The organism is Janthinobacterium sp. EB271-G4-3-2, assembly GCF_020858035.1.
Lineage (GTDB): Bacteria > Pseudomonadota > Gammaproteobacteria > Burkholderiales > Burkholderiaceae_D > Janthinobacterium > Janthinobacterium aestuarii.
Genome location: NZ_JACYMG010000007.1, coordinates 239,483 through 264,054, shown reverse-complemented (window position 1 = coordinate 264,054; position 24,572 = coordinate 239,483). Strand labels below are relative to the sequence as shown.

Sequence of the window (24,572 nt, the reverse complement as noted above, 5' to 3'; positions counted from 1 at the left end):
CCATGGCACGCACTCTCAAATTCAAAATCTACCGCTACGATCCTGACCAGGATGCCAAGCCTTACATGCAAGACCTGACGGTCGAGCTGAAAGACACCGACAAGATGCTGCTCGACGCACTGCAGCGCATCAAGTCTGACGTCGATGACTCGCTGGCCCTGCGCCGCTCGTGCCGCGAAGGCGTGTGCGGTTCGGACGCAATGAACATCAACGGCAAGAACGGCCTGGCATGCACGACCAACCTGAACGAACTGTCGGAGCCTATCGTGCTGCGTCCGTTGCCAGGTTTGCCGGTCATCCGCGACCTGATCGTCGACATGACGCAATTTTTCAAGCAGTATGATTCGATCAAGCCTTTCCTGATCAACGATTCGATCCCGCCTGAAAAAGAGCGCCTGCAATCGCCGGAACAGCGCGAAGAACTCGATGGCCTGTACGAGTGCATCCTGTGCGCATGCTGCTCCACGTCGTGCCCGTCGTTCTGGTGGAATCCGGACAAATTCGTCGGCCCGGCCGGCCTGCTGCAAGCCTACCGCTTCATCGCCGATTCGCGCGACGAAGCCACCGGTGCGCGTCTGGACAACCTGGAAGACCCGTACCGCCTGTTCCGCTGCCATTCGATCATGAACTGTGTCGACGTCTGCCCGAAAGGGTTGAACCCGAACAAGGCGATCGGCAAGATCAAGGAATTGATGGTCCGCCGCGCGATCTGATCCCCTGATCGCGTCCGCCGGGCGCCGTTTGCGGGAAGAGGGTATCCTCTCTTGCCTGCGGGCGGCGCCTGCAAAGCAGCACCGTGCCGCAAGGCACACGTAAAGTGGTAAACCAAATGACAGAATCAATTTTGTCCTCGCATCAGGCCGACCCGGCCAACCGCGCCCGCCTGCGCTGGCGTTCACGCCGTGGCCTGCTGGAAAACGACATTATCCTGACCCGTTTTCTCGATGCGTATGAAACCGAATTGACCGATGAAGAAGTTGACGCGCTGACGCGTTTGCTGGATTTATCGGACAATGCGTTAATGGATCTGGTACTGGCCCGTAAAGAGCCGGAAGGCGAAGTCGATCTGCCGCATGTGCGCGCACTGCTGCAACGACTGCGCATTGCCTAGACGCCTGGGCGATATATTGCAAACGGTGCGAGTGGCGCGCTGTAGCACTGCCGAGTGCGGTGCGAATTGCAGCCAGAATTTTTGATTTTAATTTCGACTCACTCCCGAGAAGGAAGAGCCCATGAATATCTCTGACACAAAAGCTACCCTGTCGTTCTCCGATGGCAGCCCATCGCTTGAATTTCCAATCTACAAAGGCACGGTTGGCCCGGACGTCATCGACATCCGCAAACTGTACGCCGGTAGCGGCAAGTTCACCTACGACCCAGGCTTTATGTCGACGGCCGCCTGCAACTCGTCGATCACCTACATCGACGGCGACAAGGGCGAGCTGCTGTACCGTGGTTACCCGATCGAACAGTTGGCCGTCAACGCCGACTTCATGGAATCGTGCTACCTGCTGCTGAACGGCGAACTGCCGAACGCGGCGCAGAAAGCCAAGTTCGTCGACACCGTCACCAAGCACACGATGGTGCACGAACAGATGCAATTCTTCTTCCGCGGCTTCCGCCGCGACGCGCATCCGATGTCGGTCCTGGTGGGCACCGTCGGCGCGCTGGCATCGTTCTACCATGACTCGCTGGACATCAACGACCCGCGTCACCGCGAAGTGTCGGCCATCCGCCTGATCGCCAAGATGCCGACCCTGGTCGCCATGACCTACAAGTACTCGGTCGGCCAGCCGTTCGTGTACCCACGCAACGACCTGTCGTACAGCGCCAACTTCATGCACATGATGTTCGCCAACCCGTGCGAAGAGTACAAGGTCAACGACGTGCTGGTGCGCGCCCTGGACCGCATCCTGATCCTGCATGCGGACCACGAGCAAAACGCATCGACATCGACCGTCCGTCTGGCCGGTTCGTCGGGCGCCAACCCGTTCGCCTGTATCGCTGCCGGTATCGCCTGCCTGTGGGGCCCTGCCCACGGCGGCGCCAACGAAGCGGCACTGAACATGCTGAAAGAAATCGGCACCGTCGAGAACATCCCTGCCTTCATCGCGCAAGTCAAGGACAAGAACTCGGGCGTCAAGCTGATGGGCTTTGGCCACCGCGTGTACAAGAACTTCGATCCACGCGCCAAGCTGATGCGTGAAACCTGCTACGAAGTGCTGCAAGAACTGGGTCTGCAGGACGATCCGCTGTTCAAGCTGGCGATGGAACTGGAAAAGATTGCACTGAACGACGAATACTTCGTGTCGCGCAAACTGTACCCGAACGTCGACTTCTACTCGGGCATCGTGCAATCGGCGCTGGGCATCCCTGTATCGCTGTTCACCGGTATCTTCGCTATGGCCCGTACGATCGGCTGGATCGCCCAGTGGAACGAAATGATCGCCGACCCAGAGCAAAAGATCGGCCGTCCGCGCCAGCTGTTCGTCGGTTCGACCACGCGTGAAGTACCGCCACTGGACAAGCGTTAATCCGGAGCGGTATCGAGCAAACAAAAAAACGGGCTTCGGCCCGTTTTTTTTATGCGCGTGCTCGACGCAAGCCGGGGCCGCCGGGCTGTTATGCTCGCACTCTGACCAACAGGAAGCACAATGCGATGAATGAAGAAACCTGCGCCCCCGGCGGCGTGGCCCTCGGCGATACGGCATTTGGCTATACCTTGTCGCTGATCGGCGGGAAATACAAGATGCTGATCCTGTACGCGCTGGCGGAAAACAAGGTGCTGCGGCATAACGAACTCAAGCGTCATCTGGGCGGCATCGCCTTCAAGACCCTCAGCGTCGTGCTGAAGGAACTGGAGGCCGATGCGCTGATCGTGCGCAAGGAGTATCCGCAAGTGCCGCCCAAGGTGGAATACTCGCTCTCAAGCAAGGGCGCCTCGCTGATCCCCGTGCTGCATACCCTGTGCGAGTGGGGCGAGCGGCAACAGCCAGTTTGATCCGGATACGTATGGCAACGCGCTTTTCTATAGTCCAGTAGCTTACTTTTTGTATGGTATGAGCAATAAATGTGCGTACTTGTATAAAGTACTCACCATGGATATGCTGTTTCTGCCTCTGGCGGTGCAATGAAACGCCGCGGGGCAGGGTACCGGCTCGCTTGCTTTTTCAGAGCGCGAGGCCGGTGCATCCGTCCATTTTCAGGAAAACAGCATGTTGAAAACCCTTGTTATCGTCTTCCATCCCTCCATTGATACTTCGGTGGCCAACAAGCGCTGGCTGCGGGAGCTGGCGCGGTATCCGGACCGCTACACCATCCATGACGTGCACCAGGCTTATCCTGATGGAAATATCGACGTGGCGCGCGAGCAGGCGCTGGTGGAGGCGCACACCAATGTGGTCTTGCAGTTTCCCGTGTACTGGTTCAACTGCCCGCCCTTGCTCAAGCAGTGGCTCGACGAGGTGCTGGCGTATGGCTGGGCTTACGGCACGGGCGGCGATGCCTTCAAGGGGAGAAAAGTGGCGCTGGGCGTCACGGCAGGCATCCGCCAGGAAGACTTCACGCCGCAAGGCAAGTGGAACGTCACCCTGGTGCAGCTGCTGGCGCCGTTCGATGTGACCCTGGCGTATATCGGCGCCGACAACCGCCGCTTCTTTGCCTTCTATGGCGCGGAAGACGGGCCGAAGGAGCCGGACTATGCCGGGCGGCTGGCACGCAGTGCGCAAGAGTATGAGCGCTTCCTGGCCGCGCTGTAAGGCAGCGGGGCCAGCCTCAGTGCAATGCCGCTCGCCGCTGGCGGCGACGGTGTGCGCTAACTGCGCCGCATCGGAACGGTTTCCAGGGTGCGGAAGAGGCGGGCGTCGCGTGCAGACATATTGTTCTTTCTGTATTGAATGTTCTACCGCCTTTCGACCAGGCGCGGCAAATAGGGTAGATTGCGATATCAGTTGCATGGATCGGACGAATCAAGGGAGTAGCGCATGGACCGTATCACCGCCGCACAAGTATTCGTCGCCATCGCCGAGCGGGGCAGCATGGTGGCCGCCAGCGAGACGCTCGACATGTCGCGCGCCATGGTGACGCGCTACCTGGCCGAAATGGAACAGTGGGCTGGGGCGCGCCTGTTGCATCGCACCACGCGCCGTCTGAGTCTGACGGATGCGGGCGAAACCACTCTGGCGCGCTGCCGCCAGATGCTGGAAGTGGCCGGCGCCATGGCCGTCACCTCGCCCGAGGGTCTCGATACGCCGCATGGTTTGCTGCGCATCACCTGCTCGCAATCGCTGGCACAGACGGCGCTCGCTGGCGCAGTAACCGCTTACCTGCGGCGCTACCCGCGCGCCGCCGTCGACCTGCAGATGGAGAACCGCGCCGTCAACCTGGTGGAGCAGCGCATCGACCTGGCGATCCGCATCACGAACGCGCTCGAGCCGAACCTGATCGCGCGCCAGCTGGCCAGCTGCGCCTCGGTGGTGTGCGCCGCACCATCGTACCTGGCGGCGCACGGCACGCCGCGCCGGGCGCAAGACCTGGCCCTGCACAACTGCCTGACGTACACGTATTTCGGCAAGAGCCTGTGGCAATTCACGCATGACGGGGAAGCGCTCACTGTCCCCGTCAGCGGCCGCCTGTCGGCGAATGAGTCGCTGGTCCTGCTGGTGGCCACGGTGGCGGGGGCGGGCATCGCCTTGCAGCCGCGCTTTTCGGCCGCGCCGCTGATCGCCAGCGGGCAGCTGGTGGAGCTGCTGCCCGCGTACCAGCCGCAGGACATGGGCATCTACGGCGTCTACACCTCGCGCCAGCACATGTCGCCACTGCTGCGCACCATGCTCGACTTTCTGGTGCAGTGGTTTGCCGGTGATGCCGAGTGGCTGGCCGCCATCGCGGCGCCGCCTTCGCCGGGCAGACCGGTTGGCCGCAAGCGGCACGCCGGCAGGGCCGCCGATGTGCTGTAAGTGCAACAGTGACAGGCTTGCAAGCCCGGGAAAATCAACAACACAGCTTACATTTGCTTGCCAAATAAAATTCAACTTGCCGTTGTTGCGTTACAATACCGCGTGCTATTCTAAATGACGGTATGCAGAATGCTGGTGCAATAAAAAAGCCCTTCCCCACAACTTGATGTGCAATCCGCTAACCGGTCAGGCCGTGTCGCGGAAGGTTAGATTAACCCGCTAATTCCTCGCGAAGCGCGAAGAAAGGTGAGCAATATATGCAGCAATTAACGACCAACTCCTACCTGTTCGGTGGGAATGCTCCGTACGTGGAAGACCTGTACGAGGCATATTTGAACAACCCAGGCTCGGTCCCCGATAACTGGCGTTCCTACTTCGACGCAATGCAGCACGTGCCTGCCGTCGATGGCACCAACAAGCCTGACGTGGCGCATGCCTCCGTCGTCGCCTCGTTCGCCGAGCGCGCAAAAGCAGGTCCGATCCGCACAGTGACCGCTTCCTTCGATGTTGAAATGGGCCGCAAGCGCGTCGCCGCCACGCAGCTGATCGCCGCTTACCGCTACCTCGGTTCCCACTGGGCCAACCTGGATCCGCTGCAACGCCAGGAACGTCCGATGATCCCTGAGCTCGAGCCGAGCTTCTACGGTTTCACCGACGCTGACATGGACACCGTGTTCAACATCAGCAATACCTATTTTGGCCCCGAGACCGCCACCCTGCGCGATCTGCTCAACTATCTGCGCGATACCTACACGCGTTCGATCGGCGCCGAATTCATGTACATCTCCGACCCGGCCGAAAAGCGCTGGCTGCAAGAGAAACTGGAATCGATCCGCTCCACCCCGAATTTCACCCCAGAGAAAAAAATCCACATCCTCGACCGCCTGACCGCGGCTGAAGGCCTGGAACGCTATCTGCACACCCGCTACGTGGGCCAGAAGCGCTTCTCCCTGGAAGGCGGCGAAACCTTCATCGCCTCGATGGATGAAACCATCCAGCGCGCCGGCGAAACAGGCGTGCAGGAAATCGTCATCGGCATGGCCCACCGCGGCCGCCTGAACGTGCTGGTCAACACCCTGGGCAAAGCGCCGCAGGAACTGTTCGAAGAATTCGAAGGCAAGCATGGCGACGACCTGCCTGCCGGCGACGTGAAATACCATCAAGGCTTCTCGTCGGACATCTCCACCGCAGGCGGCCCGGTCCACCTGTCGCTGGCGTTCAACCCGTCGCACCTGGAAATCGTCAACCCTGTGGTCGAAGGCTCCGTCAAGGCCCGCATGGATCGCCGCGGCGACGCGCAGGGCGCGCAAGTGCTGCCTATCCTGGTGCACGGCGATGCCGCTTTCGCCGGCCAGGGCGTGGTCATGGAAACGCTGAATCTGGCGCAAACCCGCGGCTACCATACCGGCGGCACGGTGCATATCGTGATCAACAACCAGATCGGTTTCACCACCTCGGATCCGCGCGACGCCCGCTCGACCCTGTACTGCTCGGACGTCGTCAAGATGATCGAAGCACCGGTCCTGCACATCAACGCCGATGATCCGGAAGCCGTGGTGCTGGCGACGCAGATCGCGCTCGACTACCGCATGGAATTCAAGAAGGACATCGTCCTCGACATCATCTGCTACCGCAAGCTTGGCCACAACGAGCAAGATACGCCGGCACTGACGCAGCCACTGATGTACAAAAAGATCGGCCAGCATCCAGGCACCCGCAAGCTGTACGCGGACAAGCTGGTAGCGCAAGGCGTGATCCCTGCCGATGGCGGCGACAAGATGGTGGCCGCATTCCGCGACGCCATGGACGCCGGCAAGCATACCGTCGATCCGGTCATCTCGAACTTCAAGAACAAGTACGCCGTCGACTGGCTGCCGTTCCTGAACAAGAAATGGACCGATTCGGCCGACACCGCCGTGCCGATGACGGAATTGAAGCGCCTGGCTACCCGCATCACCACCGTGCCGGAAGACTTCAAGGTCCACTCGCTGGTTGAAAAAGTACTGGGCGACCGTGGCACCATGGGCCGTGGCGAAATGAACCTGGACTGGGGCATGGGCGAACACCTGGCCTACGCTTCGCTGGTATCGTCCGGCTACGCCATCCGCCTGACGGGTCAGGATGCCGGCCGCGGCACCTTCGTGCACCGCCACGCCGTGCTGCATGACCAGAACCGCGAGCGTTGGGATGCAGGTACCTACATTCCGCTGCAAAACGTGTCGGACAACCAGGCGCCGTTCACCGTCATCGACTCGGTGCTGTCCGAAGAAGCCGTACTGGCCTTCGAATACGGCTACTCGACCGCTGAACCGAACACGCTGACGATCTGGGAAGCCCAGTTCGGCGACTTCGCCAACGGCGCGCAAGTGGTGATCGACCAGTTCATCAGCTCCGGCGAAGTGAAGTGGGGCCGCGCTTCGGGCCTGGTCATGATGCTGCCGCACGGTTACGAAGGCCAGGGTCCTGAGCACTCGTCCGCGCGTCCCGAGCGTTTCCTGCAGCTGTGCGCAGACAACAACATGCAAGTGGTGCAGCCGACGACGGCTTCGCAGATCTTCCATTTGCTGCGCCGCCAGATGGTGCGCCAGTTCCGCAAGCCGCTGGTCATCCTGACGCCGAAGTCGCTGTTGCGCAACAAGGATGCCGGTTCGCCGCTGACCGACCTGGCCAAGGGCGGCTTCCAGACCGTCATCGGCGAAGTCGACGACAAAATCGACGCCAAGAAAGTCAAGCGCGTGGTCGCCTGCTCGGGCAAGGTCTATTACGACCTGGTCAACGCACGCAAGACCCGCGGCCAGACCGACACGGCCATCGTGCGCCTGGAACAGCTGTATCCGTTCCCGCACAAGTCGTTCGCTGCTGAACTGAAGAAGTTCCCGAACCTGGTCGAAGTCGTCTGGGCACAGGACGAGCCGCAAAACCAGGGCGCCTGGTTCCAGATCCAGCACAACATCTTCGAAGGCCTGGAATCGGGTCAGCGTCTGGCCTACGCCGGCCGTCCTGCTTCGGCGTCGCCTGCTGTCGGTTACTATGACAAGCACTACGCCCAGCAAAAAGATCTGCTGGAAACGGCATTCTCGAAGCTGAAGGGTTTTATCCTGACCAAGTAAGTGGCAGGATAAGGGGCGCCATGCGCATGCATGGCGCCTGCTTGCATACATCATGACGGAGCGCCGCCCTTGCTACGCAGGGGCGGCGCCGCAATAACAAAATAAACGGAGTTTTACATGGCACAAATCGAAGTCAAAGTTCCCCAGTTGTCGGAATCGGTTGCGGAAGCGACCCTGCTGGCATGGCACAAGAAAGTCGGCGAAGCAGTTGCGCGCGACGAAAACATGATCGATATCGAAACCGATAAAGTCGTGCTGGAACTGCCGGCGCCTGCCGCTGGCGTGATCGTTCAAATCATCAAGGCTGACGGCGCCACCGTCGTCGCCGGCGAAGTCATCGCCATCATCGACACCGACGGCTCGGCCAAGGTCAGCCCGATGGAAGTGTCGGCCGTGCCTGCGCCAGCCCTGGCCGCCGCCGCGCAAGACGCTTCGACCGCGTCCGCTCCAGCCGCCGCGACCAAAGGCGATGTCGCCATGCCTGCCGCTGCCAAGATCCTGTCCGAAAAAGGCCTGTCCGCTGGCGACGTCGCCGGTTCGGGCAAAGACGGCCGCGTGACCAAGGGCGACGCCCTGGCCGCTTCCGCCAAGCCAGCTGTTGCGCCGCTGGCGCCAGCCGCTGCCAAGCCAGCGCTGCAACAAGTTGCCACGCCGTCGGCCGCCAACCTGGGCGACCGTCCGGAAGAGCGCGTGCCGATGAGCCGCCTGCGCGCACGTATCGCCGAGCGCCTGCTGCAATCGCAATCGACGAACGCCATCCTGACCACGTTCAATGAAGTGAACATGCAGCCGGTCATCGACCTGCGCAACAAGTACAAGGACAAGTTCGAGAAAGAGCACGGCGTCAAGCTGGGCTTCATGTCGTTCTTCGTCAAGGCCGCCGTCGCCGCCCTGAAAAAGTACCCGATCATCAATGCCTCCGTTGACGGCAACGACATCGTCTACCACGGCTACTTCGACATCGGTATCGCTGTCGGTTCGCCACGCGGCCTGGTCGTGCCTATCATCCGCAACGCGGACCAGCTGTCGATCGCCGACATCGAGAAAAAAATCGGTGAATTCGGCGCGAAAGCCAAGGAAGGCAAGCTGACCCTGGACGACCTGACGGGCGGTACGTTCTCGATCTCGAACGGCGGCACCTTCGGCTCCATGCTGTCGACCCCGATCATCAACCCGCCACAATCGGCCATCCTGGGCGTGCATGCGACCAAGGACCGCGCTGTTGTCGAAAACGGCCAGATCGTGGTACGTCCGATGAACTACCTGGCCATGTCCTACGACCACCGCATCATCGACGGCCGCGAAGCCGTCCTGGGCCTGGTGGCGATGAAAGAAGCGCTGGAAGATCCCGCACGCCTGCTGCTGGACCTGTAAGCACCGTAGTCCCCCGGCGTAGCCGCCGGGGCAATGTAGCTGATACCCCTTGCCAGAAGACGCAGCTGGCTGATCTCAATGAAAGAGGATTCCTATGAACATCTCTGAAGAAATCAAGCGTCTGCACGAGTTGCACCTGGCGGGCGCTCTGAGCGACGCGGAATTTGCGCAAGCGAAAGCCAAGCTCCTGAGCAATATCAACCTGGACAAGCCGGGCAGCACGTCCGGCGCCGGCGCCGATGCGGCTGCCGGTCCGGCGAACGACCTGGTGCAGGAATTCAACCGCCTGCGCCGTTCGCGCAACGACCGCTGGCTCGGCGGCGTGTGCGGCGGCCTGGGACGCGCTTCCGGCATGGAAGCGTGGATCTGGCGCCTCGTCTTCGTCCTGTTTACATTGACCTTCGGCTTCGGCGTGGTGATTTACCTTCTATTGTGGATTTTCGTACCAGACGAAGAGATTGGAATAACAAAACATGAGTACTAAACAATTTGACGTAGTTGTCATCGGTGCGGGCCCTGGCGGCTACATCGCCGCCATCCGCGCAGCGCAGCTGGGCTTTTCCGTCGCTTGCGTCGACGAGTGGTCGAACGCCAAGGGCGGCGCCGCTCCCGGCGGTACCTGCACCAACGTCGGCTGCATCCCGTCGAAAGCGCTGCTGCAATCGTCCGAGCATTTCGAACACGCGGGCCACAGCTTCGCCGAGCACGGCATCGACGTCGCCGGCCTGAAGCTGAACCTGGGCCAGATGCTCAAGCGCAAAGACACCGTCGTCAAGCAAAACAACGACGGCATCCTGTACCTGTTCAAGAAGAACAAGATCGCCTTCTTCCACGGCCGTGCCGCTTTCGCCGCCGCCGCCGCCGGCGCGTACGAGATCAGCGTGACGGGCGAAGCCAACGAAACCCTGAGCGCCAAGCACGTGGTCATCGCCACGGGTTCGAACGCACGCGAACTGCCGGGCGCACCATTCGACGAGAAACTGATCCTGTCGAACACGGGCGCACTGGCCATCGACGCCGTACCAGCCAAGCTGGGCGTCATCGGTGCCGGCGTGATCGGTCTGGAAATGGGCAGCGTCTGGCGCCGTCTGGGTTCCGACGTCACCGTGCTGGAAGGCCTGCCGGTCTTCCTGGGCGCCGTCGATGAGCAGATCGCCAAGGAAGCGTCGAAGCTGTTTACCAAGCAAGGCTTGAAGATCAACCTCGGTTGCAAGATCGGTGCGATCACGCCAGGCAAGAAAGACGTCACCGTGGAATTCGTGGACGCCAAGGGCGAAGCGCAAAAAGCCGTGTTCGACAAGCTGATCATCTCGATCGGCCGTACGCCGAACACGAACGGGCTGGGCGCCGACAAAGTCGGCCTGCAGCTGGACGAACGCGGCTTCATCGCCGTCGACGGCGACTGCAAGACCAACCTGCCGAACGTCTGGGCGGTGGGCGACGTCGTGCGCGGCCCGATGCTGGCGCACAAGGCCGAAGAAGAGGGCGTTGCCGTGGCCGAGCGTATCGCCGGCCAGCATGGCCACACCAACTTCAACACGATTCCGTGGGTGATCTACACCTCGCCGGAAATCGCGTGGGTCGGCAAGACCGAGCAAACCCTGAAGGCCGAAGGCATCGCCTACAAGGCAGGCACCTTCCCGTTCATGGCCAACGGCCGTGCGCGCGCGCTGGGCGACACTTCGGGCATGGTGAAATTCCTGGCCGATGCGACCACCGATGAAATCCTCGGCGTGCACATCGTCGGCCCGATGGCGTCCGAACTGATTTCCGAAGCCGTCGTGGCGATGGAATTCAAGGCTTCGGCCGAAGACATCGCGCGCATCTGCCACGCTCACCCATCCCTGTCGGAAGCGACCAAGGAAGCGGCACTGGCGGTTGACAAGCGTACGTTGAACTTTTAATTGTAGTTAGTCCTTCAGGGGCGCTCGCGGATTTTTTCCGCCGGCGCCCTTGTGCGTTAAAGCGAATCCCATGAACGTAGAAGAGTTTTACCAGCACGCGTTGCAGAAGCGTGATTTCAAGGCCGATGCCGCCCAGCGGCGCGCGGTCGACCGCCTGCAGCTGTGCTATGACGAGTGGGTGGCTTACAAGGGCCAGCGCTCGAGCACCTTCAAGCGCCTGCTGAACCGTCCTGCCGTGCCGAAAGGCGTGTACATGTGGGGCGGGGTGGGGCGCGGTAAATCGTTCCTGATGGACAGTTTTTACTCGGTCGTGCCCCTCGTGCGCAAGACGCGTTTGCACTTCCACGAATTCATGCGCGGCGTGCACCAGCAGCTCGATGAATTGAAAGGCGTGGCCGACCCGCTCGACGAGGTGGCCAAGCGCATCGCCAAGAAATACCGCCTCATCTGTTTCGATGAATTCCACGTCTCCGACATCGCCGACGCGATGATCCTGTACAACCTGCTGTCGGCCCTGTTCGCCAATGGCGTGTCCTTCATCATGACCTCGAATTACGACCCCGACCTGCTGTATCCGGACGGCCTGCACCGCGACCGCATGCTGCCGACCATCGCGCTGCTCAAGGACAAGCTCGACGTGATGAACGTCGACGCCGGCGTCGATTACCGCGGCCGCGCGCTGGAACAGGTGGAAAGTTACTATACGCCGCTGGGCGCGGAAACCGACAAGGCCCTGCGCGATGCCTACACGCGCATCGCCGAGACGGCCGACGAAGACGCGCGCATCCGCATCGAGAGCCGCGAAATCCACTGCCTGCGCCGCGCCGGCGGCATCATCTGGTTCGATTTCGCCACCTTGTGCGGCGGCCCCCGTTCGCAAAATGATTATCTGGAAATCGCCAGCCGCTTCCATACGGTGATATTGTCCGGCATACCGGCCATGTCGGCGGCGCAGTCTTCCGAGGCGCGCCGCTTCACGTGGCTGATCGACGTGTTTTACGACCAGAAGGTCAAGCTGATCATGTCGGCCGAAGTGCCGCCGGATGAGTTGTACACGAACGGCATGCTGGCCAACGAGTTTCACCGCACCGTTTCGCGTATCATCGAGATGCAATCGCGCGAATACATGGAAAAAGAACAGCGCGGCGCGGCCGACGCGATCGTTTGAGGCAGGGATAATGAACATGATGGCAAATACACTATACAAGCTGGGTGCGGCGCTGGGCCTGGTCCTGGCGTTGTCCGCCTGCGCGCACCAAGGCGCGGCGGCATTGGATGAGGTCGGCGCGCCGCAAGTGCCCGCGACCCTGTCCGTGGAAGAAGCGGACGCCAAGCTGAAGCAGTCGGCCAGCGAGCGCGAGGCGGCGGAAAACGAGTTTGCCGCGCGCGAACTCGAGTGCTACGACAAGTTTTTCGTGAATAGCTGCCTCGACAAGGCCAAGGAAAAGCGCCGCCTGATCCTCGTGCGCCTGCGTGCCGTCGATGCGGAAGCGAATTACTTCAAGCGGGCCGAATCCGTGCGCCTGCGCGATATCGACCTGGCCAGGACGCAGGAAAGTGCGCGCCTCGACGCCGAGCAGCGGGCCGCGGCCGTGCCCAAGCCCGTGAAAGTGGTGACGCCCGAGCCGGCGCCGCCCAAGCCGCAAGGCAAGAGCCTTGCCGAACGCGAGGCCGAGCAAGCGGCGAAGGTGGCGAAACAGGCTGCCGACGATGCGGCCGAAGCGCCGCGCCGCGCGGCCCGTGAAGCCGCCTATGCGAAAAAACAGGCGGAAGCCGTGGAGCGCCAGAAACGGGTGGCGCAACGCCTTGCCGAGCGCCAGGCCGAAGCGCAGGCCAAGGCCGCCAAGGCGGCCGCCGCCAGCACGCCGGCCGTTGCCGTGCCTGTGCCGCCGGTCAAATAACACCGCCGTGCAGGGGCGCGCCGGAAATGGCGTGCCCTAAGCCGCGCGGCAGGTTAAACTATGCACCATGGCTGCCTGCGCGCGCCGGTTTCCCAACATTGTTAGTAACACTGCCTGGAACGCAACACATGAGCGATGCACAGCAAATAGAGCGGCGCCTGATTGAACTCAACGTGGAACACCGCGACCTCGATGCCGTCATCGAGTTGCTGATACTCGATGGCCACCATGACGAGCTGCAGCTGCGCCGCCTGAAAAAGCGCAAATTGCAATTGAAGGATCACATCACCTTGCTGAAAATGCAGTTGGTGCCCGACGTTCCCGCCTGAGGGGCGCCAGTAGCGTCCAGTCCAGCCTTCACCTAAGTATATTTTGACCGATCACAATTTATTGCCAGTAAGCCCAGATGGCCAGCCGGCCGATCCGCAAGCCAGTCTGCCAGCCGAACCGCAGGCGGCGCCTGGCAAGCACGATGCCGACATCGAGCGCCTGTTTGGCGCCGGCGGCCCGCTCGGTCCGGCCGTGGGCAGCTACAAGCCGCGCCGTTCGCAAACGGAAATGGCGAAAGCCATCGCCAGCGCCATCGACAGCCAGACGACCCTGATCGCCGAGGCGGGCACGGGCACCGGCAAGACCTTCGCCTACCTGGTGCCTGCCCTGATGTGGGGCGGCAAGACCATCGTGTCCACGGGCACGAAGAACTTGCAGGATCAATTGTTCCTGCGCGATATCCCCACCGTGCGCGCCGCGCTGCAGGCGCCCGTCTCCGTCGCCCTGCTCAAGGGCCGCTCGAACTACGTCTGCCATTACCACCTGGAACGCACGCTGCAAAACGGGCGCATGACTTCGCGCGACGACGTGGGCCATCTGCGCGAAATCTCGCGCTTCATCAAGATGACCAGTTCCGGCGACAAGGCCGAGCTGGCCAAGGTGCCGGAAAACGCCATGATCTGGAATCTGGTGACGTCCACGCGCGACACCTGCATGGGCGCCGAATGCCAGTACTACCAGGATTGCTTCGTCATGAAGGCCCGCAAGGAAGCGCAGCAGGCCGACGTGGTGGTGGTCAACCACCATTTGTTCTTTGCCGACGTGGCCCTGAAGGACACGGGCGTGGCGGAATTGCTGCCTTCGGCCAATACCATCATCTTCGACGAGGCGCACCAGCTGCCCGATACGGCCACCTTGTTCTTCGGTAACACGGTGTCGACCTCGCAAATCCTGGAACTGTGCCGCGACGTGCTGGCCGAGGGCCTCGCGCACGCGCGCGGCATCGACTGGGCCAAGACGGTCACGGTGGTGGAAAAGGCGGCGCGCGACCTGCGTCTGACCTTCCCGCAAGACATCGTGCGCCTGTCCCTGCCGCAGATCGCCCCGTCGAGCGACTTTTTCCCCGCGCTCGACACCCTCAAGGATGAGCTTGACGGCATGGTGGCCGTGCTGGAAACCCAGGCGGAACGGGCGGAAACGCTGGAGCAGTGCAGAGTGCGCGGCGTCGAGCTGGCGCAGCAGCTGAGCGGCTGGAAGTTCGATCCGAAGGCGAAAGTGGCGGCTGGCGAGGAAGCCGTGTTCTGGGTGGAAGCGTTTTCCAGTTCTTTGCAGTTGCATAAAACGCCATTGTCGATCGCGCCGATCTTCAACAACCAGCGCGAAGGCACGCCGCGCAGCTGGATTTTCACGTCGGCCACCCTGGCCGTGAAAAACGACTTCAGGCATTTTTCCGAGCAGATGGGCTTGACGGGCGAGCCGTCGCATACGTGGCCGTCGCCGTTCGACTATGGACAGCAGGGCTTGCTGTTCGTGCCGCAAAACCTGCCGCAACCGAACTCGCTCGGCTACACGGACGCCGTCATCGACTGCGCCTTGCCCATCATCGAGGCGGCGGGCGGGCGCACCTTCTTCCTGTGCACCACCTTGCGCGCCGTCAAGCGGGCCGCCGAGCGCCTGGCCGACGAATTCAGGCAGCGGGGCCTGAACTTCCCCCTGTTCGTGCAGGGAGAAAAGGGCCGCACGGAATTGCTCGACCAGTTCCGCGCGGCCGGCAATGGCGTGCTGATCGGTAGTCAGAGCTTCTGGGAGGGCGTCGACGTGCGCGGCGATGCGCTGTCCCTCGTCATCATCGACAAGCTGCCGTTCGCGCCGCCCGACGACCCCGTGCTGGCCGCGCGCATCGAAGTGATGGAAAAGCAGGGCAAGAACGGTTTCATGCACCACTCGCTGCCGGAAGCCATCATCAACCTGAAGCAGGGCGCGGGCCGCCTGATCCGCGACGAGGGCGACCGGGGCGTGCTGATGATTTGCGATCCGCGCCTCATTTCCAAGCCATACGGCAAGCGCATCTGGCAAAGCCTGCCGCCGTTCAAGCGCACGCGCGATACCGCCGAAGTGGTGGAGTTCTTCCGCAACCTGCCCGCCAAGGGCGCTTAAGCTCCGCTTGCCGGCGCCATCCGCGCGCCGGCTTATTTCCCTTTGTTATCAAGCGAGTAGCGTTTTTCGCGCGCCGCCCGCTTGCGCGCCTGCCGTGCCAGAAAGCGGCGCGATCACGCCAGTTTCTGGCATTGTGACGCATGTCCAGGACGCCAGACACATCTTTGCGCCAGCGCAAAAAGGTTGTTGCTGAGCGGTCTACAGTGAGCCCATGCCTTACAGGGGCAAGGCGCGGCGATGGCAGGGCCGCACGGGGAACAGGGGGATGCCATGGAGATCCGCTACGGCTGTTTCTTGAGTTATGCACACGGCCAATATGCGTTCATGAACAAGTTCAAGAATGACCTCATCGAGGCGCTGGCGTGCTATCTGGAGCCGCACCTGGACCGCGAGGAGGTCCTGTTCATCGACAGCGAGCAGCTGGGCGGCGGCGACGATATCGACTTGCGCGTGGCGCGCGCCATGTGCCAGAGCGTCTGCATGATCGTGCTGTACACGCCCAAATATGAAGCGCACGGCTATACGCGGCGCGAATTTGCCGCCATGCAGCTGATCGAGCAGGAGCGGCGCGCCTGGTATGAACTGCCCAGCCATCTGATCATTCCCATCATCATGACGCGCCATCCGGACGGCTTGCCGCCGCAAATCACGGAGTCGGGCCTGTACGTCGATTTTTCCGGCTATACGCTGGCCAGCGGCGATCTGAAGTCAAATCCCCAATATCTGCCCGACATCGAACGCATCGTGCAGCGCATCGCCACGCATTACCACTTGCTCAAGCGGTCAACACCGCCCGGCCACGATTGCAGCCGTTTCGTGTTGCCCGATATTCCACCGGAATGGCGCGCCATTCCGCCTCCCCACTTTCCACGTTAATCACGTAAAAGGTCCTGTCATGGAATGCCAACGCCTCTCCCTGCCGCCTTTGAGCGCCCCTGGCGAAGTCGTCACTTTCTATTCCTACAAGGGCGGTACCGGCCGCACCATGGCCCTGTCGAATATCGCCGTCCTGCTGGCGCGCCGTGAAAACGCCAGCGTGCCCGTGCTGATGCTGGACTGGGACATGGAAGCGCCGGGCCTGCACCATTATTTCGAGCAGCACGAGGAGCGGCCGGGCGTGCTCGAGTTCTTCGAAGCGTGCCGCCAGCAGCTCGAACGCATCAGCCTGGAAACGGCCGGCGGGCGCGCCGGCGGACAGGGCACAGGACGCGAGGACGCGGCGCTGGCCCAGCGCGTGCTCGACGCCATCGACTGGCAGCAGTACGTGGTGCGCGTCGACCAGGGCAGTCCGCTGTACCTGATGCGCGCGGGGCGCTTCGACGCCAGCTACAGCGAGCGCCTGGCGCAGATGCACTGGGATCAGCTGTTCGACACGTGCCCGGCCCTGTTCCGCTGCTTCGCCGATACCCTGGCCCAGCATTTTCGCTATGTGCTCGTCGATTCGCGCACTGGCCGCACGGACAGCGCCGGCATCTGCACCACCTTGCTGCCGAAAAAGCTCGTGGTGGTCTTCACGCCGAACCGGCAAAGCCTGGAAGGCGTCGACGCGCTCGTCACGCGGGCCATCGAGTACCGCCGCAGCCATGAAGACGAACAGCGTCCGCTGCTCGTGTATCCCTTGCCCTCGCGCATAGAAATGGGCGATGGCGCGCAGCGCGCCGAGTGGCGTCGCGGCGACGCGCACAAGGGCATCGCCGGCTTCCAGCCCATGTTCGAGCGCCTGCTGCGCACCTCCTACGGCTTGCCGCAGATCGCCCTCGACAGCTATTTCGACGAAGTCCAGCTGCAGCAGACGAAAACCTTTGCCTATGGCGAGCAGCTGGCCGTGCGCATCGACCAGGGCGGCGACCGCTTTTCCCTCACGCGCACCTTCGAAGCTTTTTTGCAGTGGCTGACGGGCGGCTATTTCCCATGGCAGTCGAGCCGCGAAATCGCCTTGCTGGGCGCCATCAGCGAAGCGCGCCAGGCCTTGCTGGCCGAGCCGGGCCGCGCCGTGGCCCTGCCGCTGGCGCGCGACCTGGCCCGTTTGGGCGAGCTGTACCGCAAGGATGGGCGCAGCGCCCAGGCGCTCGACGCCTTTCGTCAGAGCGTCGAGATCCGCGTGCGCCTGCTGGGCGAGGAGCATCCCGACAGCCTGGCATGCAAGAGCGGCATGGCGCGCCTGCTGCGCCAGCTGGGCAAGTTCGATGAAGCCCGCTTCCTGGAAGAAGACGTGCTCGACGTGCGCGAGCGCGTGCTGGGCGGCGAACATCCAGACACCCTGGCCGCCCGGGCCTGCCTGGCGCAAACCCTGTTGCAGCAGGGGGAGCTGGCGGCGGCGCTGCTGCTGCAGGATACGGTGCTGGCCACCTATGCGCGCCAGCTGGGCGGCGAGCATCCGCTGACCCTCGATGCGATGGATGGCCGCGCCGCCACCTTGCTGCGCATGGGCCGGCTGGCACAGGCGCAGCAAGTGCTGGCCACGGTGGTGGCGGCGCGCGAACGCCTGTTTGGCGCCGAGCATGGCGATACCTTGCGCAGCAAGCTGGCCCTGGCGCAGGCGCTGGGGCGCGAAGGCGACCTGGAGGGCGCGCGGCGCCTGCTCGCCGCCGTGCTGCAGGTCCAGGAGCGGCGCCTGGGCAGCGACCATGCGGCCACCTTGTCCACGCGCGATTTGCTGGCCGACATCGTGGCCGGGCTGGGCGACTGGGCCGGCGCGCGCCAGCTGCACGAAGACCAGGTGGCGGCGTGCGAGCGCACGCGCGGGCTCGACCACCCGGAAACCCTGATGAGCCAGCGCAAGCTGGCCGAGGCGCTGCTGCGGCGCGGTGAACTCGATGCGGCGCGCAGCGTGCAGGAGCAGGTGCTGGAAGTGCATGCGCGCCTGCTGGGCGAAGACCACCTCGATACCTTGCACAGCAAGACGCAATTGGCCGGCACCCTGCAGCAGCAGGGCGACAGCGAGGCGGCGCGCCTGCTGGAAGATGCCGTGCTCAGCGGCAGCGACCGGCTGTTGAACGCCCCCGTCACGGGGCATGCGGACAGCGTGCTCGACGGTGCGCGGCATTTGCAGGAAACCATCCTGGCCGGCCGTGCCAGCGGCCACGAAGGGGCCGAGCCGGACACCCTGGCCAGCATGATCTCGATGTTGCAAGGCATGATCGAGCGGGAACAGTATCCGCAGGCGGGCGAACTGGCCGAACATTTGAAGTCCTGCCTGCTGCGCCCGGGCGTGCCGGGCAAGCTGCGCAGGCGCGGCATGGCGCAGCTGAAAAGAATGTACAAGTTGCAAGGCGACCTGAATGCCTTGCTGGCCTTGCAGGAGGATGAAGTGCAGGCGCTGGAAGGGGCGTTGTCGGAAGCGCGCATCGAACAGCGCTGACCTGGCGAGCCATCTTCGCGCGGCGGCACAAAAAATGCTGCCTATCGGCGTGCGGCATGCGCAGTGTGGGCATTGCTTCAGGTAAAATCTCGTTATGAGAATTCTTATCAGTAACGACGACGGTTACCTGGCGCCCGGCCTGGAGGCATTGGCCGACGCGCTCGCACCCATCGCCGACATCGTCGTGGTGGCGCCCGACAGCAATCGTTCGGGCGCGTCCAATTCGCTGTCCCTGGACCGGCCCTTGTCCGTGCACAAGGCCGCCAACGGCTTTTATTTTGTCAACGGCACGCCCACCGACTGCGTGCACGTGGCGCTGACGGGCATGCTCATCGAGCGCCCCGACCTGGTGGTGTCCGGCATCAACAACGGCCCCAACATGGGCGACGACACCCTGTATTCGGGCACCGTCGCGGCCGCCACGGAAGGCTATCTGTTCGGTATTCCCGCCATCGCCTTTTCCCAGTCGCAGTTCGGCTGGGCCAACCTGGACGCGGCCGCCCGCGTGGCCAGGGAAATCGTCGAACGCCAGTTTGACGCCCTGCAAAAACCGTATCTGCTGAACGTGAATATCCCGGCCATCCCTTACGAGCAATTGCAAGGCGTGGTGGCCACGCGCCTGGGCAAGCGCCATTCGGCAGAGCCCGTCATCCGCGCGCTCGACCCGCGTGGCCGTGAAATCTTTTGGATCGGCCCGGCCGGCGCGGCCAAGGAAGGCGGTCCGGGCACGGACTTCCATGCCGTTGAACATGGAAAAGTATCGATCACGCCGCTGCAGATCGACCTGACCCATACCACCCAACTCGATGCACTGGCAAAAGGCCTGGCATGACCGCTCACTATGACTGACAAGCCGCGTACCTTCCCCCTTTCCCTCGATTCGCTGGCCGGCAAGCCCGCCAGGCAGGGCGGGGGGCAGTCGCTGGCCCAGTCCCGGATCGCCACGCCGCAGACGGCCACGCAGAATGCGGCGCAAAACGCGGCGCGCGGCGTGGCGCAGCCGTATGGCGCGCATGCGGCCATCGCGCCGTCGCGCGCGCAAGCGATCGCCAATGAGCGGGCGCAGCCGGCCGTCGTGTCGCCGCCGCGGCAAAACCCGCTCGTCTCGGAAGCCGTGCGCCGGGCCATGGTGGCCCGCGTGGCGAAGCAGGGCGTCAAGGACCAGGTCGTGCTCGACGCCATGCAAGCCGTGCCGCGCCACATGTTCATGGACGAGGCGCTGGCGTCGCAGGCGTATATCGACGCCTCTTTGCCCATCGGCCACCACCAGACCATTTCGCAGCCGTACATCGTGGCGCGCATGATCGAAGTGATGCGCCAGGGCGGCAAGCTGCAGCGCGTGCTGGAAATCGGCACCGGTTGCGGCTACCAGGCCGCGGTGCTGTCACTGGTGGCGAAAGAGGTGTATTCGATCGAGCGCATCCGGCCTCTGCACGAGCTGGCGAAGGCCAATTTGCGCCCGCTGCGCGTGTCGAATCTGCGCTTGCAGTACGGAGATGGTATGCTTGGCCTGCCGCAGGCGGCGCCCTTCGACGGGATCATCCTTGCCGCAGCCGGCCTGGAAGTCCCGCAAGCCCTGCTGGAACAGCTGGCGCCCGGCGGGCGTCTGGTTGCGCCGGTGGGGGCTAAATTGCAACACTTACAACTCATTACCCGGGTGGGGAAAATGGAATGGACCAGCCAGACCCTGGAAGATTGCCATTTCGTGCCTTTGCGCCCGGGCACCATATGATCCCCGGATCAGCTAGCAAGCAGGACATACAATTACATGCGAATGATTAAGAAAAGTAACATACTTCTATGTAGCATCACCTTGGCCGCGCTGTTGAGCGGTTGCGGCACGACCGGCGTCCAGGCGCCCGTCGTGGAGCGCCACCCACCGACCAGCAGCGCCGCCGCCAGCGATCCGCGCGACCGCGACCCGGCCTATTACACGGTCAAGCGCGGCGACACCCTGCTGCGCATCGCCCTCGAACATGGCCAGAATTACCGCGACCTGGTGACCTGGAACGACTTGAGCAACCCGAACGACATCAAGGTCGACCAGGTGCTGCGCGTGCTGCCGCCGACCGGCGACACGGGCGGCGCGCAAACGTCGGCCATCGTTATGCCGCCGTCGACGGAAGTCAAGCCGGCCGCGCCTGTCGTGCCGAAGAAAACGGGTCCGCGCGGTGAGAAGCGCGCCTATTCCGACGCCACCCTGGCCGAGCTGCGCGCCGATGGCGGCACCAGCGACGCCAAGCCGGCGCCAGCGCCGGCGGCAACCGTCGCCACGGCACCGGCCGCCGCCGCGGCAGCCCCTGCCGCATCGGCGCCTGGCGACGACAAGATCAGCTGGATGTGGCCGTCCGAAGGCAAGGTCATCGGCACTTTCGACGAAGGCAAGAACAAGGGCGTCGATATCGCCGGCAAGGCGGGCCAGCAAGTGGTGGCCGCCGGCGCGGGAAAAGTCATGTATGCCGGGAGCGGAATCCGTGGTTATGGTAATCTTGTCATCGTGAAGCACAGTAATAGTTTATTGTCGGCGTATGCGCATAACCGCAGCATCCTGGTGAAGGAAGGGCAGAACGTCAACAAAGGCCAGGCCATCGCTGAAATGGGCGATTCCGATGCCGACCGCGTGAAGCTGCACTTTGAAATCCGACAGCAGGGCAAGCCCGTCGATCCTTCGAAATTCCTGCCTAACCGTTAGGTAAAGCAATGACACACGCGCCGCACGATCAGCTGGACGATGACCCGGAACTGCCGGAAGACGGGGCAGACGAAGTCGTGACGGACGATATCGGCGAGCTCGACGGCATTGACGCCGTCGACGCGGACGAGGGCGGCGAGGTGGCCAGCGTCAGCGTGGTGGTCGAAAGTGTCGATGAACTGAAAAAAGTGCTGGCGGCCGAGCTGTCGACCGATACCACGCAGCACTATCTGAACCAGATCGGCACGCGGCCCCTGCTGACCGCGCCGCAAGAGGTGCATTACGCCACCCTGGCCAAGCAGGGCAATTTCGAAGCCCGGCAAACCATGATCGAGCACAACCTGCGCCTCGTCGTGTCGATCGCCAAGCATTACATCAACCGCGGCGTGGTCTTGCTCGACATGATCGAGGAGGGCAACATCGGCCTGATGCGGGCCATCGACAAGTTCGAGCCCGAACGCGGTTTCCGCTTCTCTACCTACGCCACCTGGTGGATACGCCAGAGCATTGAGCGCGCGATCATGAACCAGGCGCGCACGGTGCGCCTGCCCGTGCACATGGTGCGTGAACTGAACCAGATCCTGCGCGGCAAATACCACCTGGAAGCCCAGCACCACGACGGCAAGGATGCCACCGCGGAAGACATCGCCCATCTGGTGGGCCGTCCCGTGGAGGAGGTGCAGGATATCCTGGCCCTGTCGGAGCATGCCACCTCGCTCGACGCACCGCTCGACAACGACCCGCAATCGTCCTTGATGGACATGTTGCCCGGCGCCAGCGAAGACAGCCCCGACGCGCGCGCCGAACACCATGAAATGACGGTGCTGGTGCGCGACTGGCTGACCAAGCTGCCCGACAAGCAGCGCGTCGTCATCATGCGCCGTTTCGGCCTCGACAACGACGATCCGGCCACGCTGGAGACGCTGGCCGAGGAAATGGGCGTGACGCGCGAGCGCGTGCGCCAGATCCAGCAGGAAGCGCTGATTAAACTGAAACGCGCCATGGCGGCGCGCGGCGTCGTGCGCGACTCATTATTGTAGGACGCCCGGTCCCGGTATTTCCGGGGCCGCATCTGCTATCATACGCCCCGCTCGCGGCGCCTGACCTTTCCCCATTCTTTCAAGTTCCAGCGCGGCCCTGCGTCCTGGCCCACTCTTACCTATTGATCGCTATGCAAGAAAATATCATCGAAATCAAATCGCTCGACATGGACGCCCGTGGCGTTGGCCATATTGAGAACGAAGACGGCTCGCCGGGCAAGGTCGTGTTTGTCGAAGGCGCATTGCCGGGCGAGCGTGTCAGCTTTGTGACGTTCAAGAAAAAGAAGAACTGGGAAATGGCCCGCATGACGGCGCTGCACCGCGAATCATCGATGCGCGTGACGCCCAAATGCAAGCATTTCGACAATTGCGGCGGCTGCTCGATGCAGCACCTGGAACCGTCGGCGCAGGTGGCGATCAAGCAGCGCGTGCTGGAAGACAATCTGTGGCATATCGGCAAGGTGCGTCCGCAAAGCATCATGCGCCCCATGTATGGCCCGACGTGGGGCTACCGCTACCGCGCGCGCCTGTCCGTGCGCCATGTCAAGAAGAAAGACGCCGTGCTGGTGGGCTTCCATGAAAAGAAATCGGCGTTTGTCGCCGACATGGATAGCTGCGAAATCTTGCCGCCGCATATCTCCGCCATGCTGCTGCCCCTGCGTGCGCTGATCGGTTCGCTGTCGATTTTCGACCAGATGCCGCAGATCGAGCTGGCCGTGGGCGAAGACGTCACCGCCATGGTCTTGCGCATCATGGCGCCGTTGACGGCGGATGATGAAACGAAATTGAAGGCCTTTGCCGACGAATACGGCGTGCAATGGTGGCTGCAGGTGAAAGGCCCGGAAACGGCCGTGCCGTTCTATCCGCTCGACAAGCAATTGCACTACCTGCTGCCGGAATTCGGCGTCAAGATGCCGTTCAAGCCCGTCGATTTTACGCAGGTGAACCATCACATCAACCGCGTGCTCGTGTCGAAAGCGCTGCGCCTGCTGGAAGTGCAGCCGACGGACCGCGTGGCCGACCTGTTCTGTGGTCTGGGCAATTTCACCTTGCCGTTGGCCACGCAAGGCAGCGAAGTGGTCGGCATCGAAGGCAGCACGACCTTGACGGAGCGGGCGCTGGAAAACGCGCTGGCCAATGGCCTGGCGGAAAAAACCTCGTTCTCGACGCGCAACCTGTTCGAAGTGACGACGGACGACCTGATCGCACTGGGCAAGTTCGACCGCATCCTCGTCGACCCGCCGCGCGACGGCGCCATGGCCCTGTGCCAGGCGCTGGTCGGCCTGTCGCAAGTGCGCCCGGACCTGCTGCCGAAACGCATCGTGTACGTCTCGTGCAGCCCGTCGACCCTGGCGCGCGACGCCGGCATCCTGGCGCTGGAAGCCGGTTATGTGCTGAGCAAGGCGGGCGTGGTCAACATGTTCCCCCACACGTCCCACGTGGAGTCGATGGCCGTCTTTGATTTAGCGCAATAAGCATTCAAAACACGGCGGGTGGCCAGGCAGGCACCCGCTGCTGCCGCGTTCAGCGGCGCGCCAAGCTGGCGCAATACCACTTACACCGTGTTATAAAACTGGTCTGTCTTTTCCCGTTCCAGCGTCTTTTTTCATCCTCCCTCTGCCGTTTTTTGATTGTCCAGTAGGACAACACGCCGTCTGCACCCTCCGCTGCGCTTTCCATGCGAAGTGGTATTGCTCACTTTGATGCCACTTCAAAACCACTTGACCGCCTATTTTTTCAGCAGCATGCTGTTCTTGCAACTGCAAAAAACAAAATCACAGGGTAGTTATTTACGAAGCAGAGTG

21 protein-coding genes are annotated in these 24,572 nt (G+C 62.6%); all 21 read left to right on the top strand.

Annotation, left to right across the window (positions count from 1 at the left end):
- Positions 1–2 precede the first annotated feature (2 nt).
- The 21 genes from IGS55_RS17010 to rlmD all read left to right on the top strand — a co-directional run bounded on the left by IGS55_RS17010 (position 3) and on the right by rlmD (position 24,242).
- Entirely contained in the window at positions 3–713 is a 711-nt protein-coding gene (locus IGS55_RS17010; RefSeq protein WP_034789099.1) for a succinate dehydrogenase iron-sulfur subunit, read from the top strand.
- A 116-nt stretch (positions 714–829) separates the two neighbouring features.
- Positions 830–1,111, top strand: coding sequence for an FAD assembly factor SdhE (locus tag IGS55_RS17005; RefSeq protein ID WP_034752073.1), 282 nt, complete (start codon positions 830–832; stop codon positions 1,109–1,111).
- A 121-nt stretch (positions 1,112–1,232) separates the two neighbouring features.
- Positions 1,233–2,534 carry a citrate synthase gene (gltA, locus tag IGS55_RS17000; RefSeq protein WP_230519009.1) on the top strand — a complete coding sequence of 434 codons (1,302 nt, stop codon included), beginning with the start codon at positions 1,233–1,235 and terminating at the stop codon, positions 2,532–2,534.
- A 125-nt stretch (positions 2,535–2,659) separates the two neighbouring features.
- Positions 2,660–3,001: a winged helix-turn-helix transcriptional regulator gene (locus IGS55_RS16995; protein WP_230519008.1), complete on the top strand. Its 342-nt coding sequence runs from the start codon at positions 2,660–2,662 to the stop codon at positions 2,999–3,001.
- A gap of 214 nt (positions 3,002–3,215) precedes the next feature.
- Positions 3,216–3,758, top strand: coding sequence for an NAD(P)H-dependent oxidoreductase (locus IGS55_RS16990; protein WP_230519007.1), 543 nt, complete (start codon positions 3,216–3,218; stop codon positions 3,756–3,758).
- 225 nt (positions 3,759–3,983) lie between these two features.
- Positions 3,984–4,958: a LysR family transcriptional regulator gene (locus tag IGS55_RS16985; RefSeq protein ID WP_230519006.1), complete on the top strand. Its 975-nt coding sequence runs from the start codon at positions 3,984–3,986 to the stop codon at positions 4,956–4,958.
- A 257-nt stretch (positions 4,959–5,215) separates the two neighbouring features.
- Positions 5,216–8,068, top strand: coding sequence for a 2-oxoglutarate dehydrogenase E1 component (locus IGS55_RS16980; RefSeq protein WP_230519005.1), 2,853 nt, complete (start codon positions 5,216–5,218; stop codon positions 8,066–8,068).
- Between the two features lie 117 nt (positions 8,069–8,185).
- Positions 8,186–9,442, top strand: coding sequence for a 2-oxoglutarate dehydrogenase complex dihydrolipoyllysine-residue succinyltransferase (gene odhB / locus IGS55_RS16975; RefSeq protein ID WP_230519004.1), 1,257 nt, complete (start codon positions 8,186–8,188; stop codon positions 9,440–9,442).
- Positions 9,443–9,536: 94 nt separating this feature from the next.
- Positions 9,537–9,926, top strand: a complete 390-nt coding sequence (locus tag IGS55_RS16970) for a PspC domain-containing protein (protein ID WP_034752060.1) — start codon at positions 9,537–9,539, stop codon at positions 9,924–9,926.
- Positions 9,916–11,346, top strand: coding sequence for a dihydrolipoyl dehydrogenase (gene lpdA / locus IGS55_RS16965; protein WP_035820749.1), 1,431 nt, complete (start codon positions 9,916–9,918; stop codon positions 11,344–11,346). Before IGS55_RS16970 ends, lpdA begins: the two co-directional genes overlap by 11 nt.
- A 70-nt stretch (positions 11,347–11,416) precedes the next feature.
- Complete coding sequence (gene zapE, locus IGS55_RS16960) at positions 11,417–12,514, top strand: cell division protein ZapE (RefSeq protein ID WP_034752052.1); 1,098 nt, start codon at positions 11,417–11,419, stop codon at positions 12,512–12,514.
- Positions 12,515–12,530: 16 nt separating this feature from the next.
- Entirely contained in the window at positions 12,531–13,247 is a 717-nt protein-coding gene (locus IGS55_RS16955; protein ID WP_230519003.1) for a hypothetical protein, read from the top strand.
- Between the two features lie 128 nt (positions 13,248–13,375).
- Complete coding sequence (locus IGS55_RS16950; protein WP_034752051.1) at positions 13,376–13,576, top strand: YdcH family protein; 201 nt, start codon at positions 13,376–13,378, stop codon at positions 13,574–13,576.
- Between the two features lie 43 nt (positions 13,577–13,619).
- On the top strand, positions 13,620–15,674 hold the full coding sequence (locus IGS55_RS16945; RefSeq protein WP_442908172.1) for an ATP-dependent DNA helicase: 2,055 nt from the start codon (positions 13,620–13,622) through the stop codon (positions 15,672–15,674).
- A 270-nt stretch (positions 15,675–15,944) separates the two neighbouring features.
- On the top strand, positions 15,945–16,550 hold the full coding sequence (locus IGS55_RS16940; RefSeq protein WP_034752049.1) for a toll/interleukin-1 receptor domain-containing protein: 606 nt from the start codon (positions 15,945–15,947) through the stop codon (positions 16,548–16,550).
- A 19-nt stretch (positions 16,551–16,569) separates the two neighbouring features.
- A complete protein-coding gene (locus tag IGS55_RS16935; RefSeq protein ID WP_230519002.1) occupies positions 16,570–19,035 on the top strand; it encodes a tetratricopeptide repeat protein in 2,466 nt (821 codons plus the stop codon).
- Positions 19,036–19,129: 94 nt separating this feature from the next.
- Complete coding sequence (gene surE, locus IGS55_RS16930) at positions 19,130–19,867, top strand: 5'/3'-nucleotidase SurE (RefSeq protein WP_230519001.1); 738 nt, start codon at positions 19,130–19,132, stop codon at positions 19,865–19,867.
- A 9-nt stretch (positions 19,868–19,876) separates the two neighbouring features.
- Positions 19,877–20,767, top strand: a complete 891-nt coding sequence (locus tag IGS55_RS16925; protein WP_230519000.1) for a protein-L-isoaspartate(D-aspartate) O-methyltransferase — start codon at positions 19,877–19,879, stop codon at positions 20,765–20,767.
- A gap of 42 nt (positions 20,768–20,809) precedes the next feature.
- Entirely contained in the window at positions 20,810–21,727 is a 918-nt protein-coding gene (locus IGS55_RS16920; protein WP_230519032.1) for a peptidoglycan DD-metalloendopeptidase family protein, read from the top strand.
- A gap of 8 nt (positions 21,728–21,735) precedes the next feature.
- Positions 21,736–22,767: an RNA polymerase sigma factor RpoS gene (gene rpoS, locus IGS55_RS16915; protein ID WP_230518999.1), complete on the top strand. Its 1,032-nt coding sequence runs from the start codon at positions 21,736–21,738 to the stop codon at positions 22,765–22,767.
- Between the two features lie 131 nt (positions 22,768–22,898).
- Entirely contained in the window at positions 22,899–24,242 is a 1,344-nt protein-coding gene (gene rlmD, locus IGS55_RS16910) for a 23S rRNA (uracil(1939)-C(5))-methyltransferase RlmD (protein WP_230518998.1), read from the top strand.
- The last annotated feature ends 330 nt before the right edge of the window (positions 24,243–24,572 follow it).